This is a genomic window from Klebsiella pneumoniae complex sp. WS1778 (assembly GCF_049472055.1).
Lineage (GTDB): Bacteria > Pseudomonadota > Gammaproteobacteria > Enterobacterales > Enterobacteriaceae > Klebsiella > Klebsiella quasipneumoniae.
The window spans coordinates 406820-420273 of record NZ_JBKGTJ010000001.1; the positions used below are offsets into that span (position 1 = coordinate 406820).

The 13454-nt window shown below is 58.4% G+C and carries 14 protein-coding genes; 8 read left to right on the top strand and 6 right to left on the bottom strand.

All coding sequences use genetic code 11. The annotated features are described in order from the left end of the window. The first annotated feature begins 81 nt into the window (after positions 1–81). The 3 genes from ACLEXF_RS02100 to ACLEXF_RS02110 are packed head-to-tail and all read left to right on the top strand — an operon-like array spanning position 82 to position 2568. On the top strand, positions 82–885 hold the full coding sequence (locus ACLEXF_RS02100; protein ID WP_004203972.1) for a MetQ/NlpA family ABC transporter substrate-binding protein: 804 nt from the start codon (positions 82–84) through the stop codon (positions 883–885). Between the two features lie 8 nt (positions 886–893). Beyond that, a complete protein-coding gene (locus tag ACLEXF_RS02105) occupies positions 894–1907 on the top strand; it encodes a methionine ABC transporter ATP-binding protein (RefSeq protein ID WP_004203973.1) in 1014 nt (337 codons plus the stop codon). Further along, on the top strand, positions 1900–2568 hold the full coding sequence (locus ACLEXF_RS02110; protein ID WP_049093712.1) for a methionine ABC transporter permease: 669 nt from the start codon (positions 1900–1902) through the stop codon (positions 2566–2568). Before ACLEXF_RS02105 ends, ACLEXF_RS02110 begins: the two co-directional genes overlap by 8 nt. A 28-nt stretch (positions 2569–2596) precedes the next feature. Here the strand turns inward: ACLEXF_RS02110 and ACLEXF_RS02115 are convergent, their stop codons facing one another. The 3 genes from ACLEXF_RS02115 to ACLEXF_RS02125 all read right to left on the bottom strand — a co-directional run bounded on the left by ACLEXF_RS02115 (position 2597) and on the right by ACLEXF_RS02125 (position 5180). Further along, entirely contained in the window at positions 2597–3796 is a 1200-nt protein-coding gene (locus ACLEXF_RS02115; RefSeq protein WP_064183121.1) for an amino acid aminotransferase, read from the bottom strand. A gap of 38 nt (positions 3797–3834) precedes the next feature. Then, positions 3835–4449 (bottom strand): YitT family protein, encoded by a 615-nt coding sequence (locus tag ACLEXF_RS02120; protein WP_004176405.1) that lies wholly within the window; start codon positions 4447–4449, stop codon positions 3835–3837. 251 nt (positions 4450–4700) lie between these two features. Then, positions 4701–5180, bottom strand: a complete 480-nt coding sequence (locus ACLEXF_RS02125) for an Lrp/AsnC family transcriptional regulator (protein ID WP_023318081.1) — start codon at positions 5178–5180, stop codon at positions 4701–4703. A gap of 334 nt (positions 5181–5514) precedes the next feature. Here ACLEXF_RS02125 and ACLEXF_RS02130 point away from each other — a divergent pair, with 334 nt between their 5' ends. Beyond that, on the top strand, positions 5515–6894 hold the full coding sequence (locus ACLEXF_RS02130) for an amino acid permease (RefSeq protein ID WP_004203977.1): 1380 nt from the start codon (positions 5515–5517) through the stop codon (positions 6892–6894). A gap of 250 nt (positions 6895–7144) precedes the next feature. Beyond that, entirely contained in the window at positions 7145–7894 is a 750-nt protein-coding gene (locus ACLEXF_RS02135; protein WP_064177904.1) for a hypothetical protein, read from the top strand. Positions 7895–8006: 112 nt separating this feature from the next. Here ACLEXF_RS02135 and ACLEXF_RS02140 read toward each other — a convergent pair whose 3' ends face one another. From ACLEXF_RS02140 to ACLEXF_RS02150, 3 genes are all read right to left on the bottom strand, one after another. Next, a complete protein-coding gene (locus tag ACLEXF_RS02140; RefSeq protein ID WP_004203980.1) occupies positions 8007–8201 on the bottom strand; it encodes a hypothetical protein in 195 nt (64 codons plus the stop codon). Positions 8202–8437: 236 nt separating this feature from the next. Then, positions 8438–9556: an oxidoreductase gene (locus ACLEXF_RS02145; protein WP_050558923.1), complete on the bottom strand. Its 1119-nt coding sequence runs from the start codon at positions 9554–9556 to the stop codon at positions 8438–8440. After that, complete coding sequence (locus ACLEXF_RS02150) at positions 9519–10262, bottom strand: DeoR/GlpR family DNA-binding transcription regulator (protein WP_203558911.1); 744 nt, start codon at positions 10260–10262, stop codon at positions 9519–9521. The genes ACLEXF_RS02145 and ACLEXF_RS02150 overlap by 38 nt, the downstream gene beginning before the upstream one ends. A gap of 278 nt (positions 10263–10540) precedes the next feature. Here ACLEXF_RS02150 and zntB point away from each other — a divergent pair, with 278 nt between their 5' ends. From zntB to dbpA, 3 genes are all read left to right on the top strand, one after another. Next, positions 10541–11524: a zinc transporter ZntB gene (gene zntB / locus ACLEXF_RS02155; protein WP_004203984.1), complete on the top strand. Its 984-nt coding sequence runs from the start codon at positions 10541–10543 to the stop codon at positions 11522–11524. 334 nt (positions 11525–11858) lie between these two features. Next, the gene (locus ACLEXF_RS02160) at positions 11859–12035 is read left to right on the top strand and encodes a hypothetical protein (protein WP_369707506.1); all 177 of its coding nucleotides are present in this window, start codon (positions 11859–11861) and stop codon (positions 12033–12035) included. 14 nt (positions 12036–12049) lie between these two features. After that, on the top strand, positions 12050–13423 hold the full coding sequence (gene dbpA / locus ACLEXF_RS02165) for an ATP-dependent RNA helicase DbpA (RefSeq protein ID WP_203558910.1): 1374 nt from the start codon (positions 12050–12052) through the stop codon (positions 13421–13423). Positions 13424–13454: the final 31 nt, after the last annotated feature.

Below are 13454 nucleotides of genomic sequence, written 5' to 3' on the forward strand. Positions count from 1 at the left end.
AAATCCGGCGTTCTGGCTTACAACCCTCTTGCGGCTGTGATTTAATCGCTCAATATCGCCAACCTTCCAGGAAAATACCTTATGAACAAGTCAGTTGCGCTCGGGATGACGCTTGCCCTGTTATCCGCTACCTCTTTTTACGCCACCGCAGATCAAATTATTCGTATCGGCTTCAATCCCGGGCCGTATAAAGAGCAATTTGAAAAAGGGGTCGCCCCCTATTTATTGAGTAAAGGGTATAAAATCGAATATAAAGATTTTAGCGACGGTATTCAGGTCAATGACGCGGTAGCCCGCGGCGATATCGAAGCGAATATTATGCAGCATCCGGTATACCTGAAAGCGATCAATGAGCGGCTGGGGACCGATAACGTGGGCATTGTGCAGGTACCCACACCGCCGATGGGCCTGTATGGCGGCAAACTGACCACCCTGGGCACCCCGGCAGCCGGCACGGTGGTGTCGGTGCCAAACCAGCCGTCGAACGAATATCGCGCGGTGCTGGTGCTGGAAAGTCTGGGCTGGGTGAAGATTAAACCGGACAGCGATCCCGCCACCTTTTCCCAGCGCAATATCGTTGCTAACCCCTATAAAATCGTGCTTAAGGAGATGGACAATGCCCAGCAGGTTCGCGCGCTGCCGGACGTCGACTATGGCCTGATTCAGGGCAATTTCGCCGTCTCCAGCGGCATGGCGCTCACCTCGGCATTAAAGCTGGAGGCCGCCACCAGCCATTTTATTAACGTCGTAACCGTTGCCGGTAAAAATCAGAAGGCGCAGTTTGCCAAAGATATTATCGACGGCTATCACTCTGCCGATTTCAAAAAATATATTCTCAGCCATCCGCAGTATGATGGTTACCTGCTGCCTGATTATTTAAAATGAATAACGCGATGATAGAATTTCGCCATGTCAGTAAAACCTTTTCCAGAAAAGGGCATCCGGTTCTGGCCCTGCAGGATATTAATCTCAGTATCGACCGGGGCGATATTTTCGGCATTATTGGCTACAGCGGCGCAGGAAAAAGCACCTTATTGCGGCTGATTAATCGGCTGGAAACGCCGGGCGAGGGCGAGGTGGTGTTGAATGGTGAGCCGCTACAGGACTGCAGCGGCCAGCGACTGCAGGCGATCAAAAAAGATATCGGCATGATCTTTCAGAATTTTAATCTGCTGAATTCGAAAACGGTATTTCATAACATCGCTATCCCGCTTATTTTGCAGGGCCGCGACAAGGCCTTTATCCAGGCGCGGGTTGCGGAGCTGCTGGCGTTTGTCGACCTGAGCGACAAAATGCACAGCTACCCTAATGAGCTGTCGGGAGGGCAAAAGCAGCGGGTCGGTATCGCCCGGGCGTTGGCCACCAACCCGTCGGTGCTGCTGTGCGATGAAGCCACCTCGGCGCTCGACCCCCACACCACGGTACAGATCTTACTGCTGCTGCAGGAGATTAATCGCCGCTATGGCATCACCATTGTACTGATTACTCATGAAATGTCAGTGATCCAGAAAATCTGTCACAAGGTGGCGGTGATGCAGGCCGGGCGCATTGTTGAGCAGGGGACGGTGTTCGATCTCTTTGCCCAGCCGCAGCATCCGGTCACCGCCAGTTTCGTGCAGTCGGTGGTGCACGATCGCCTGCCGCAGCGGGTGGCGTCGCTCCTGCAGCGCGATAACGGCGCCCGGGCTTTACGCCTCGAATTTATCGGCGCGACGGCCCGGCAGCCGATCATTAACCACCTGATCCGCGAGTATGCTGTCGAGGTGAATATCCTGTTTGCCAGCATGTCCGAAGTTCAGGGCCGGATACTGGGATTTATGATTGTGCAACTCCTCGGCGAGCCTGACGAAACCGAACGCGCTATCACCCATCTGGCCGACGCAGGAGTGAAAATCACCCATGTTTGATCTGATTGATACCGCCATTACCGGCGAGCAGTTTCTGCTGGCGCTGCATGATACCCTGATTATGGTCGCCATCTCACTGGGCTTTGGCGCGCTGATCGGCGTCCCGCTGGGAATTGTGCTGGTGGTTTGTCGTCCCGGCGGCATCGTGGCCAACCCGGTGGTGCATCAGGCGCTGAATCCGCTGATTAACGTGCTGCGCTCGCTGCCGTTTATCATTTTGCTGATTGTGATCCTGCCCTTCACCAGGCTGCTGGTGGGCACGACTATCGGCACCGCGGGGGCCATCGTGCCGCTGATCGTTTTTGTCGCCCCCTATATTGCCCGGCTGGTGGAGAGCTCGCTGCTGGATGTGGATGAGGGGATCCTTGAGGCCGCAGACGCCATGGGCGCTACCCCTCTGCAGACCGTCTGGCACTTTATGCTGCCGGAGGCGGCGGCGTCGCTGATTCTGGCCCTTACCACCGCGACCATCGGTCTGCTTGGCGCGACCGCCATGGCGGGAACGGTGGGCGGCGGCGGGATCGGCGATCTGGCGATCACCTACGGCTATCAGCGCTTCGACGCCTTTGCCACCCTCACCACCGCCCTGGTGCTGATTGTTATTGTCCAGCTTATTCAGACGCTGGGTACCCGCCTGGCTCGCCGGCTGCGTCGCGAATAACCGCTAATCCGCGCCGGGGTTGCCCCGGCTAGCGTGCGCAGACCGCGGCGAAGGCGCTGGCTACCCGCGCAATATTGCCGTGGTTGAGCCCGGCCACACAGACCCGACCGCTGGCGATCAGATAGATGCCGTGCACTTCGCGCAGAACGTCTACCTGATCGGCGCTAAAGCCGGTGTAACTGAACATGCCGCGCTGGGTCAGCAGATAGGAAAAATCCTCCGCCGGCAGGGCTGTCTGCAGGGATTTCACCAGCGCGACGCGCATGGCGCTGATGCGGGTGCGCATGGCCTCCACTTCTTCCTGCCACAGGGCATTCAGCTCGGGATCGTTGAGCACCTGCGACACCACCTGGGCGCCAAACCCCGGCGGGCTGGAGTAGTTGCGGCGCACGGTGGCTTTCAACTGGCCCAGCACGCGCCCGGCGGCATCGGCATTGTCACAGACCACCGACAGGCCGCCGACACGCTCGCCGTACAGCGAAAAAATCTTCGAGAACGAGTTACTAACCAGCGCCGTCAGCCCGGCGCTGGCGATGGCGCGGATGGCATAGGCATCTTCATCCAGCCCACGGCCAAAGCCCTGGTAGGCAATATCGAGGAACGGGATCAGCTCCCGGGCGATCAACACTTCAATCACCCGATCCCACTGCTCGGGGGTGAGATCGGCCCCCGTCGGATTATGGCAGCAAGGATGGAGCAGCACGATGCTGCGCGACGGGAGCTGCTGGAGGGCGGCAAGCATGGCGGGGAAATTGACCCCGCGAGTGGCGCTGTCGAACCAGGGATAGGTATGCACCTCGAAGCCCGCCCCGGCAAAGATGGCCACATGGTTCTCCCAGGTCGGATCGCTGACCCAGACCGCGGAGTCGGGGAAGTAGCGCTTGAGAAAATCCGCGCCCACCTTCAGCGCGCCGGAGCCGCCCAGCGTCTGGATGGTGGCGATGCGTCCGGCACGCAACGCCGGATGATGTTCGCCAAACAGCAGCGTCTGGACCGCGCGGCGATAGGGCGCCAGTCCCTCCATCGGCAGATAGAGGCTGGCCTTTTGCAACTGGCTCTGTAGCCGGTCAGCGGCCTGGCGGACCGCCTCCAGCTGAGGGATGATGGCCTGCTCGTTATAGTACAGCCCGATGCTGAGGTTAACTTTGTCTGCCCGGGGATCCTGTTGAAAGGCTTCCATCAGCGACAGGATAGGATCGCCCGCGTAGGCGTCGACGTTCTGGAACACAGTGGTTACTCCTGAAATGACCGTTAAAGGTGAAGCCATTACACCGCATAGCGTCCGGGGCGGTGGTTCATGGCGATAATCGAATTCAAAATCACGGCGCCGAGGACAGAGACCAGCAGCATCGGCAGGCTAACCACCCACAGGGAGGCGGTGACGATGCAGGCGTCCACTACCATCTGGAATTTACCGGCGCGGATGCCGCTTTTATCCTGCAGATAGAGGGCCAGAATATTGACGCCGCCGAGGCTCGCTTTATGGCGGAACAGCACCACAAAGCCGATACCGACCATGATGTTGCCGAAGAGGGTGGCGTAATAGGGGTTCAGGCGATCGACATGGATAAAGTAGCCGTGCAGGTCGGAGAACAGCGACACCAGTCCGACCGCGCAGAAGGTTTTCAGCGTGAAGGCGGCGCCCATCCGCCGGACGGAGAGCCAGTAGAAGGGCAGATTAATGGCGAAGAAAACCACGCCGAACGGCAGGTGGGTGGCGTAGTGGATCAGAAAGGCCATGCCTGCCGTCCCGCCGGTCAGGGCACCGGCCTGACGAAACAGGATAATACCAAAGGAGATCATTAGCGTGCCGAACAGCAGCGCCAGGGCATCCTCCAGCCAGGTGTGGGTCAGTTTTTCAGGGGAAAGGACGTTATCCATAAATAAGCACTATCTTTTCGTTAACAAGGATAAGCGCTTGTTTGCAAAAATCGCACCAGCGGAGAGTGCCCGGGCGATCGTTTGCGGAAAAAACAGCCGTGGTAAAGCCTAACCTGTTGTTCTGACAGGAAGAGAAGATTGCACGTATCGTGCGTTTTATGGTTGCCTAATGCGTGAATTGTGCGAATTTGCCGCTTGTCGCGCATTGTCTGGCCCCGCGTCTGCACCAGCGCAGGGCACTGTGCCCCGGTTCAGCGCAGCGGGGGCGTGCCCGGCATCAGCTGGCCGTTCTCTTTCAGGCGGTTGAGCACAACGGCAGTTTTCAGATGGGCCACCCCTTTGTTTTGCGCCAGAATATGGCTGATCAAATGGCTCAGACCGGGCAGGTCCGGGACCGTTACCCGCAGCAGATAATCGGCGTCGCCGGTGGTTTTCCAGGCGTCCAGAATGGCGTCCACTTCACTGAGCATCTGATGAAAGCTCTCCACGCATTGCGGGGTGTGATTCAGCAGACGCACCTCAATCAGGCCAAGCATCTCCTGCCCGGCGGCATCCGGCGCCAGACGCGCATGGTAGCCGAGGATAAGCTGCGCCTGTTCAAGGGCGATACGCCGGCGCGAACACTGGGAAGCGGACAGTCCGATAAGCTCGCTCAGTTCCTGATTGGTTAAACGGCCATTGGCCTGCAGCAGGGTAAGAATTTTCAGATCATAGTCGTCGATGTTGTACATAGTGGCCACTAGCGGAACGTAAAAGTGGCTAACAGCCTAACAGTTTTTTGCCTGGCGTGAAGCCTGGGCGGACGGCGGCAAAGCGGATGCACCAAAACGGGTCAGGTTCATGCATTAAGTCGCTCTTTTTCTCATGATCTGTGCGTAATCTGGCCAGTTTTCGCGTGTGATGCGCCAGGTCAGCGCCGCGATGAGCAGCTACCGGAACTGATGTGAAAACAATAATTCAATATAATTCAATGAATTAATTTTTGTCTGCCGCTGCGCGGCGATCCGCTGGCCTGAAAGTTGCTACCGGCGAAAGTGACTTTTTACAGACAGGGGCAGGTCAGAGATGACAACGCAGCAAGAGCATCAGTTAAAACGCGGGTTAAAAAACCGCCACATCCAGTTGATTGCCCTCGGGGGGGCGGTCGGCACTGGACTGTTTTTAGGTATTGCGCAAACGATCCGTATGGCAGGCCCTTCGGTCCTGCTGGGGTACGCCATCGCCGGGGTTATCGCCTTCTTTATCATGCGTCAGCTAGGCGAAATGGTGGTAGAGGAGCCAGTGGCGGGTTCGTTCAGCCATTTCGCCAACCGCTACTGGGGGCCCTTCGCCGGGTTTATGTCAGGCTGGAATTACTGGGTGTTGTACGTGCTGGTAAGCATGGCGGAGCTGACGGCGGTGGGGATCTATATTCAGTACTGGTGGCCGGAGGTACCCACCTGGCTGTCGGCGGCGATCTTCTTCGTGGCGATCAATGCCATCAACCTGACGCACGTCAAAGTGTATGGCGAGCTGGAGTTCTGGTTCTCGATTGTCAAAGTGGCCGCCATCATCAGCATGATCGCCTTTGGCTGCTATCTGTTATTTAGCGGTCACGGCGGCCCGGCGGCGACGGTGGCCAACCTATGGCAGGACGGGGGATTTTTCCCTAACGGCATCACGGGCTTGGTGATGGCTATGGCGGTGATCATGTTCTCCTTCGGCGGGCTTGAGCTGGTGGGGATCACCGCGGCGGAAGCCGATGAGCCGCATAAAACCATTCCCAAAGCCACCAACCAGGTGATCTACCGGATTCTGCTGTTTTACGTGGGGTCGCTGGCGGTCCTGCTGTCACTCTACCCGTGGCGGAACGTCGTGGAAGGGGGAAGCCCTTTTGTGCTGATCTTTCACGCCATTGACAGCAATATTGTGGCCAACGCCCTCAATCTGGTGGTGCTCACCGCCGCGCTGTCGGTCTACAACAGCTGCGTCTACTGCAACAGCCGGATGCTGTTCGGCCTGGCTCAGCAGGGCAACGCCCCGCGTGCGCTGCTGCGAGTGAACCACCGCGGGATCCCATTGACCGCCCTGGCGGTATCCGCCGTCGCCACGGCGCTTTGCGTGGTGATTAACTATGTGATGCCCGGGAAAGCCTTTGCCCTGCTGATGGCCCTGGTGGTGGCCGCCCTGGTCATCAACTGGGCGATGATCTGCATCACTCATCTTAAGTTCCGCCGCGCGATGCAGCGGGCCGGGAAGGTAACGGCTTTCCAGAGTTTCGCCTATCCCCTGACAAACTGGCTGTGTCTGCTGTTTCTCGCCGGGATCCTCGGAGTGATGTATCTGACCCCGGACATCCGCATCTCCGTCTGCCTGATCCCGGTATGGCTGCTGATCCTTGCCGCAGGCTATCTGCTGCGCAGGAAAAGCGCGCTGGAGCCGGTGGCGGCGCTGGAGGAGCGTTAATCTGCGATGCCCTGCGTGGCGGCAGGGCGATATTGTTGCGCTGAAAACATATAGCGCCAATATATAGGATGGTTTATATAATTACGATAAATGATAACTAACAATATCACGCTGAATATAAATGAGAATGTGAGGTGACCGCGCGCTTTTTATTGATCTTGCGTACCGCTTTGCTACTATCCAGCCGGCATTGAGTCTTTATTTTATAATGCCTGGAAATGGAATGGTAAAATACATAATGGAGTAGGGTATGAAGCATGTGCACAAGCTGGCCTGGATTGGCCTGTTCGTCAATATTATTATCTGTTTTGTCGCGCGTAATTTATTACTCGATGAAGGACAACTGAATTTCCATAGTCGGGTGGACAGCATGTGGTCCTGGCTGGTTCTTGCCCTGTTTATCGCCGTGGTGGTTCAGGCGCTCAGCATTATGCTGTCTGGCCGCTATCCTTATATGGCCATTGTGCTAGCCTTTATTGGCGGTATCGTGATGATACCCATCAGCATGATCTTTCTGGTCGGCAGCCTGTTCAGCTTTCAAACGCGGATTAACGCCGGTTTTACCCCGTGGCGGTCAACAACCGGGGCGATGAGCCGCGACGATAATCACCAGCTATTAACCTTTAATGCATCCGCTTTTTATCCGCAGGGAGCGCTGGCGCTCATCGCCGGGATAATTATCTTAATGATTGGCATGGGTATTGGCGGCGTATTTATTGCCGCCGGTATTCTGGCGTTGTGCAACGGCTATCGTCTGCAGAATCGGGTGGTGATTGGCGTCAGCGGCGAGTCGATGATATTTACGCCGGGTCTCTATGCCGACACCTACATTATTCCTTTGCGCGAGGTAGTTCTCGCTGAGCGCGGCAGTCATGATGCGAAAGTCCGGCTGCTCATCCCGTCGACAGGCAGAAGTATCACCTTGCGCAAAAAAATGCTCGCCGGCGATAACGTCAGCGACACCTTCGCCGCGATCCTTGCAAAACTGACCACCGTTTAGCGCCGGCAGGAAGAAAAGCCGCCAGCGACAACGAGGGCCCTGGCGGCGGAAGGGGAAACATCAACGGCAGGCGCGTCGGCCTGGCCTTTGGTATACAGCAACAGGCTGCCTGTTAATCCACGTTAGTAAAATAATCGCGCGCGGCGGTCTCGACGCGCTTCGCGTCCAGCCCGGTCTTCTCAGTGATCTGCTCGATAAACGGTTTAAATTTTTCGTCCATCACGTTCCCTCCTTCCCAGTGGGCGACGTAAAATTTGCACTGATAGCGATAAAAATGGAGAGTGGTATCTCCTAACGTGTAGTACATGAGCTTCTCCTGTCCGGTATTGCGGTCACCGCGTCCACAGCGTCAGCAACCTTTTTCTCATCACGATCGATCTGTTCTCTATCCTCCTCCCAATTGGCTGAAATTTCCAGCGGTGCTTTACGCAAAAAGGCAGGATAAAGAAAGGATAATCTGCTGACAGGCAGTGATTATTTCTGGAGTCAGGGCGGTGACCCGGTTACCTGCGGGCCGCGCAGATAACCGGAGTAGCGACAGGCTTAGCGCAGCGCGTTGCGCTCGTCGGCGGTCAGGTCGAGGGTTTGCGCCACGCCGCTTTCCGCGGAACGCACCGCCGCTTCCAGAACGGCCATTACCGCCAGCGCTTCAACCGGCGGCACCGGATTGGCGATCTGGCCCTTCAGCGCGTCGCGGATCTGCATATAGTACTGGCGCTGATCGCCCGACGGGGTAGGCTGAGTTTGGGTCTGCAGCGAGGCGTCATAGATCACCAGCTTGTCATCATCCTGACCCCAGCCGGCGCTCCCCGGTACCACACCCGCCAGCAGCTGGCTCTCCTGCTGGTCGGCCCGCGCTTTGACAACGCTGCCTTTATCGCCATGCACCGTGAAGCGCGAGGAGCCCCCCGCGACCAGCATGCTGCAGTGGAGGATCGCTTTATGCGCCGGGTAGTTTAACACCACGTGCGCCCAGTCGTTGATCTCCGCGCCGTCGCGCAGGGTGGCAATGTTGCCCTGTACCGACTGCGGCAGACCAAACAGCTGCAGCGCCTGATCGATCAGGTGCGGGCCCAAATCGAACCATAAGCCGCTGCCGGGAACGTTCTGCTCGCGCCAGCGGACGCGGACTTCCGGGCGGAAACGGTCGAAATGGGACTCAAAATGTTTCACCGTGCCGATGGCGCCCTGCTCAATAACCTGACGGATCCCGAGATAGTCGCTGTCCCAGCGGCGGTTATGGAAGACGGAGAGCAGGCGCTGTTTCTCCTGCGCCAGGGCGATCAGCTCCCGGGCCTCCTGCATATCAAGGGTAAAGGGTTTGTCCACCACCACATGCTTGCCGGCGTTCAGCGCCAGGCGGGCCAGCGGCGCGTGCGTGGCGTTGGGGGAGGCGATGACCACCAGATCGACATCCGGATGCTGGACCGCCGCTTCCGGGGAGGCGATCACCGTGACGTCCGGCAGGTCGCGTTTGACTTTTTCTTCATCACGCGAGGCGACGAAGGCTAGGTTCAGGCCCGGCACCGAACGGATAAGCGGCGCGTGGAAGGTCTTACCGACGAAGCCATAGCCAATCAGGGCGATATTTATCGTGTTGTTACTCATCAGGTTCTCCGCGTTGTTAAGCGTCAGCAATATGTACAGAGAGGGCAGGGTCATCCCCCAGCTCAGGCCAGGGACGATCGAGGAAAAGATGGTGAATGTCGCTGAGACCGGCCACCAGCCAGGGTTCGCAATGGTTGACTTTGGTATGGTCCGCCACCAGCCAGTGTTCCGCGCTGGCGGCGAGCATGGCGCGTTTTACGTCGGCATCGGCCTCCTGGCTGGCGCTCAGGCCCAGTTCGGCATGCAACGCGCAGGCGCCGAGAATCGCGATATCGGCGCGGTAGCGCGACACCAGCGACAGCGTGGCGCTGCCGGCGAACAGCCGCTGCTCACTGTCCCACTGGCCGCCAAGCAGGATGAGCTGGATATCGGCGCGGTCGCTAAACAGCTGGGCGATATCCAGCGACGCGGTGATCACGGTCATGGGGCCTTTCAACTGGGTAGCGACGGCCAGCAGGGTACTCCCGGCGTCAAGAAACAGCGTCGAGCCGGAGGGGATGCGCGCGGCGACCTGCTGGCCGAGACGCTGCTTGGTTCCGGGGAGCAGGGCGTTTCTTCCCTTGCGCGTCATCGCCGGGACGTTAAGCGCGATGGCGCCGCCGTGGCTTTTCTGCAGTACGCCCTGGTTTTCCAGCTCGCTGAGATCCCGGCGTATGGTATCGGCCGACACCTGCAGCGCATCAACCAGTTCGCTGATGCTCAGCTGACCGGTTTCACTCAGCCGGTCGAGGATGTGTTTTTGTCGGGCGAGCTTATGCATGACGAGAGACTCCGCAAGTTGACGCAATAAGCGGCATAATACAGCATAAAGTCGCAAAATAAACCGCAAAAAGTCGCACTGAGGCGCGCAAAACCTGAAGAACTTGATTTCACTACACTTTAACGTTAAATGAGGAAGGTGGGCGCGGCCCGGGGGAAAGCGCTTTTTAATGAAGCGATTAGCCCCTTTCACCGGGCAATAAACAGCGAAAAAGCGCGCTTTCGCGTACCTTATACAGAGTGCGTGAAATGTGACAGGCATGGATTAACGGAGGTTGAGTGGACGCGATTAAAGGCTCGGAGTTGCAGATACCGGACGCGATCTTCGCGTGGGTGCTCGACGGGCAGGGGGGCGTGAAGCCGCTCGCCGATAACGATATTATCGACAAAGAGAAGCCCTGCTGGCTGCATCTCAACTATACCCATAGCGACAGCGCCGACTGGCTGGCGGCCACCCCGCTACTGCCCAATAACGTGCGCGATGCCCTGGCAGGCGAGAGCACCCGACCACGGGTAACGCGGATCGGCGACGGGGCGCTGATCACCCTGCGCTGCATCAACGGCAGCACCGATGAACGCCCAGACCAGCTGGTGGCGATGCGTCTCTATATGGATGAGCGGCTGATCGTCTCCACTCGTCAGCGCAAAGTGCTGGCGCTCGACGATGTGCTGGGTGACCTGAAGGAGGGCAATGGGCCGACGGACTGCGGCAGCTGGCTGGTGGAAGTCTGCGACGCGCTGACCGATCATGCCAGTGAGTTTATTGAACAACTGCACGACCGAATAATCGACCTCGAAGACGACCTGCTCGATCAGCAGGTGCCGCCGCGCGGTTTCCTTGCCCTGCTGCGTAAACAGCTGATCGTGATGCGCCGGTATATGGCGCCGCAGCGCGATGTTTACGCCCGGCTGGCCAGCGAGCGCCTGCCGTGGATGAGCGACGATCAGCGGCGGCGGATGCAGGATATCGCCGAGCGGCTGGGGCGCGGGCTGGATGAGATCGACAGCTGCATCGCCCGCACGGCGATCATGAGCGATGAGATCGCCCAGATTATGCAGGAGTCGCTGGCGCGGCGGACCTATACGATGTCCTTGATGGCGATGGTGTTTCTGCCCAGCACCTTTTTAACTGGCCTGTTCGGCGTCAACCTCGGCGGGATCCCTGGCAACAGCTGGCATCTGGGGTTTAGCCTCTTCTGCCTGATGTTAGTCGTTGTCATCGGTGGTGTTGCATGGTGGTTACATCGCAGTAAATGGTTGTAAAGAATCGCCTTTTAGCAGCGACGATGCCGGGAAAACCCGGCAATGTTTGAGCGAAATCAATAAACCCTCTACCCATTCAGGGCAATATCTCTCTCGCAGGTGAATGCAACGTCAAGCGATGGGCGTTGCGCTCCATATTGTCTTACTTCCTTTTTTGAATTACTGCATAGCACAATTGATTCGTACGACGCCGACTTTGTTGAGTCGGCTTTTTTTTGCGCTCTCCTGACCAGCTTCTACGCTTACTAAGACACCCGACGGTCTTCAGGCCGTTTACGCCTGCGGGTACGCCCGTATCACTTTCCGGGAGGCCACTATGCATTACGCTTCAGGGCTGACAGCCCAGTCTATCCCCATCTCGCCCGAGCCGAACGATCCGGTTCCTTTACCCGATCCACGACCGCGTCCGCAGCCGCAGCCCGATCCGCCGCCTGATGAAGAGCCGATTAAATTGTCGCATCAGGCGCGGAGATCTGCGAGGATACGCGCCTGCAGATCGTCTGTCCTTTAATACGAGAATACATTGTGACCGCTTTTTCTACCCTGACTGTTTTACCTGCCGCCCAATTAGCCAACCTTAACGAGCTGGGTTATCTGTCGATGACGCCGGTTCAGGCCGCCGCCCTGCCGGCGATCCTCGCGGGGAAAGATGTGCGCGTGCAGGCAAAAACCGGCAGCGGAAAAACGGCCGCCTTCGGGCTGGGTCTGCTGCAGCATATCGATCCGTCGCGCTTTGAGACCCAGTCGCTGGTGCTGTGTCCGACCCGCGAACTGGCCGATCAGGTTGCCGGCGAGCTGCGCCGTCTGGCGCGCTGCCTGCCGAACATCAAGATTTTGATGCTCTGCGGCGGGCAGCCGTTTGGCGCCCAGCGCGATTCACTGCAGCACGCCCCGCATATTATCGTCGCCACTCCGGGCCGTCTGCTCGATCATCTGCAGAAGGGGACGGTCTCTCTCGACGTGCTGCAGACCCTGGTGATGGATGAAGCGGACCGCATGCTCGACATGGGCTTCAGCGACGCCATCGACGAGGTGATCCGCTTCGCGCCGGCTGACCGGCAGACGCTGCTGTTTTCCGCCACCTGGCCTGCGGCAATCGCGGCGATCAGCGGCCGGGTGCAGCGTCATCCGGAAACGATTGAGATTGACAGCGTCGATGCGTTACCGGCTATCGAACAGCAGTTCTTTGAAGTTTCCCGCCACGGCAAGATTGCGCTGCTCCAGCGTCTGCTCAGCCAGCATCAGCCGGCGTCCTGCGTGGTGTTCTGCAATACCAAGCGCGATTGCCAGGCGGTCTGCGATGCGCTCAACGCCGCCGGGCAGAGCGCATTATCGCTGCACGGTGACCTCGAGCAGCGCGACCGCGATCAAACGCTGGTGCGCTTCGCGAACGGCAGCGTCCGGGTTCTGGTGGCGACCGATGTCGCTGCCCGCGGCCTGGACATCAAATCTCTCGCGCTGGTGGTGAACTTCGAGCTGGCCTGGGATCCGGAAGTGCATGTGCACCGCATCGGCCGTACCGCCCGCGCCGGCGAACAAGGCCTGGCTATCAGCTTCTGCGCGCCGGAAGAGGCGCAGCGCGCCACCATTCTGGCCGACATGCTGCAGTTATCCCTCAACTGGCTGCCGGCGCCGGCGGGCAACGCTATCACGCCGCTGACGGCGGAGATGGCGACGCTGTGCATCGACGGTGGAAAAAAGGCGAAAATGCGCCCGGGGGATGTGCTGGGGGCGTTGACCGGTGATATGGGATTTGATGGCGCCGATATCGGCAAAATTACCGTCCACCCGGCCCACGTCTATGTGGCGATCCGCCAGAATATGGCGCAGAAGGCGTATAAGCAGTTACAAAACGGCAAGATCAAAGGCAAAGCCTGCCGCGTACGACTGCTGAAGTAAGGGCAGAATAGCGCGTCTCAGGCGGCGGCCT

Excerpts from the sequence above, each read along its gene's own strand:
- ACLEXF_RS02100 (WP_004203972.1), top strand. The coding sequence starts at position 82 with ATGAACAAGTCAGTTGCGCTCGGGATGACGCTTGCCCTGTTATCCGCT.
- ACLEXF_RS02105 (WP_004203973.1), top strand. The coding sequence starts at position 894 with ATGATAGAATTTCGCCATGTCAGTAAAACCTTTTCCAGAAAAGGGCAT.
- ACLEXF_RS02110 (WP_049093712.1), top strand. The coding sequence starts at position 1,900 with ATGTTTGATCTGATTGATACCGCCATTACCGGCGAGCAGTTTCTGCTG.
- ACLEXF_RS02120 (WP_004176405.1), bottom strand. The coding sequence starts at position 4,449 with ATGGATAACGTCCTTTCCCCTGAAAAACTGACCCACACCTGGCTGGAG.
- ACLEXF_RS02125 (WP_023318081.1), bottom strand. The coding sequence starts at position 5,180 with ATGTACAACATCGACGACTATGATCTGAAAATTCTTACCCTGCTGCAG.
- ACLEXF_RS02130 (WP_004203977.1), top strand. The coding sequence starts at position 5,515 with ATGACAACGCAGCAAGAGCATCAGTTAAAACGCGGGTTAAAAAACCGC.
- ACLEXF_RS02135 (WP_064177904.1), top strand. The coding sequence starts at position 7,145 with ATGAAGCATGTGCACAAGCTGGCCTGGATTGGCCTGTTCGTCAATATT.
- ACLEXF_RS02140 (WP_004203980.1), bottom strand. The coding sequence starts at position 8,201 with ATGTACTACACGTTAGGAGATACCACTCTCCATTTTTATCGCTATCAG.
- ACLEXF_RS02145 (WP_050558923.1), bottom strand. The coding sequence starts at position 9,556 with ATGACCCTGCCCTCTCTGTACATATTGCTGACGCTTAACAACGCGGAG.
- ACLEXF_RS02150 (WP_203558911.1), bottom strand. The coding sequence starts at position 10,262 with ATGCATAAGCTCGCCCGACAAAAACACATCCTCGACCGGCTGAGTGAA.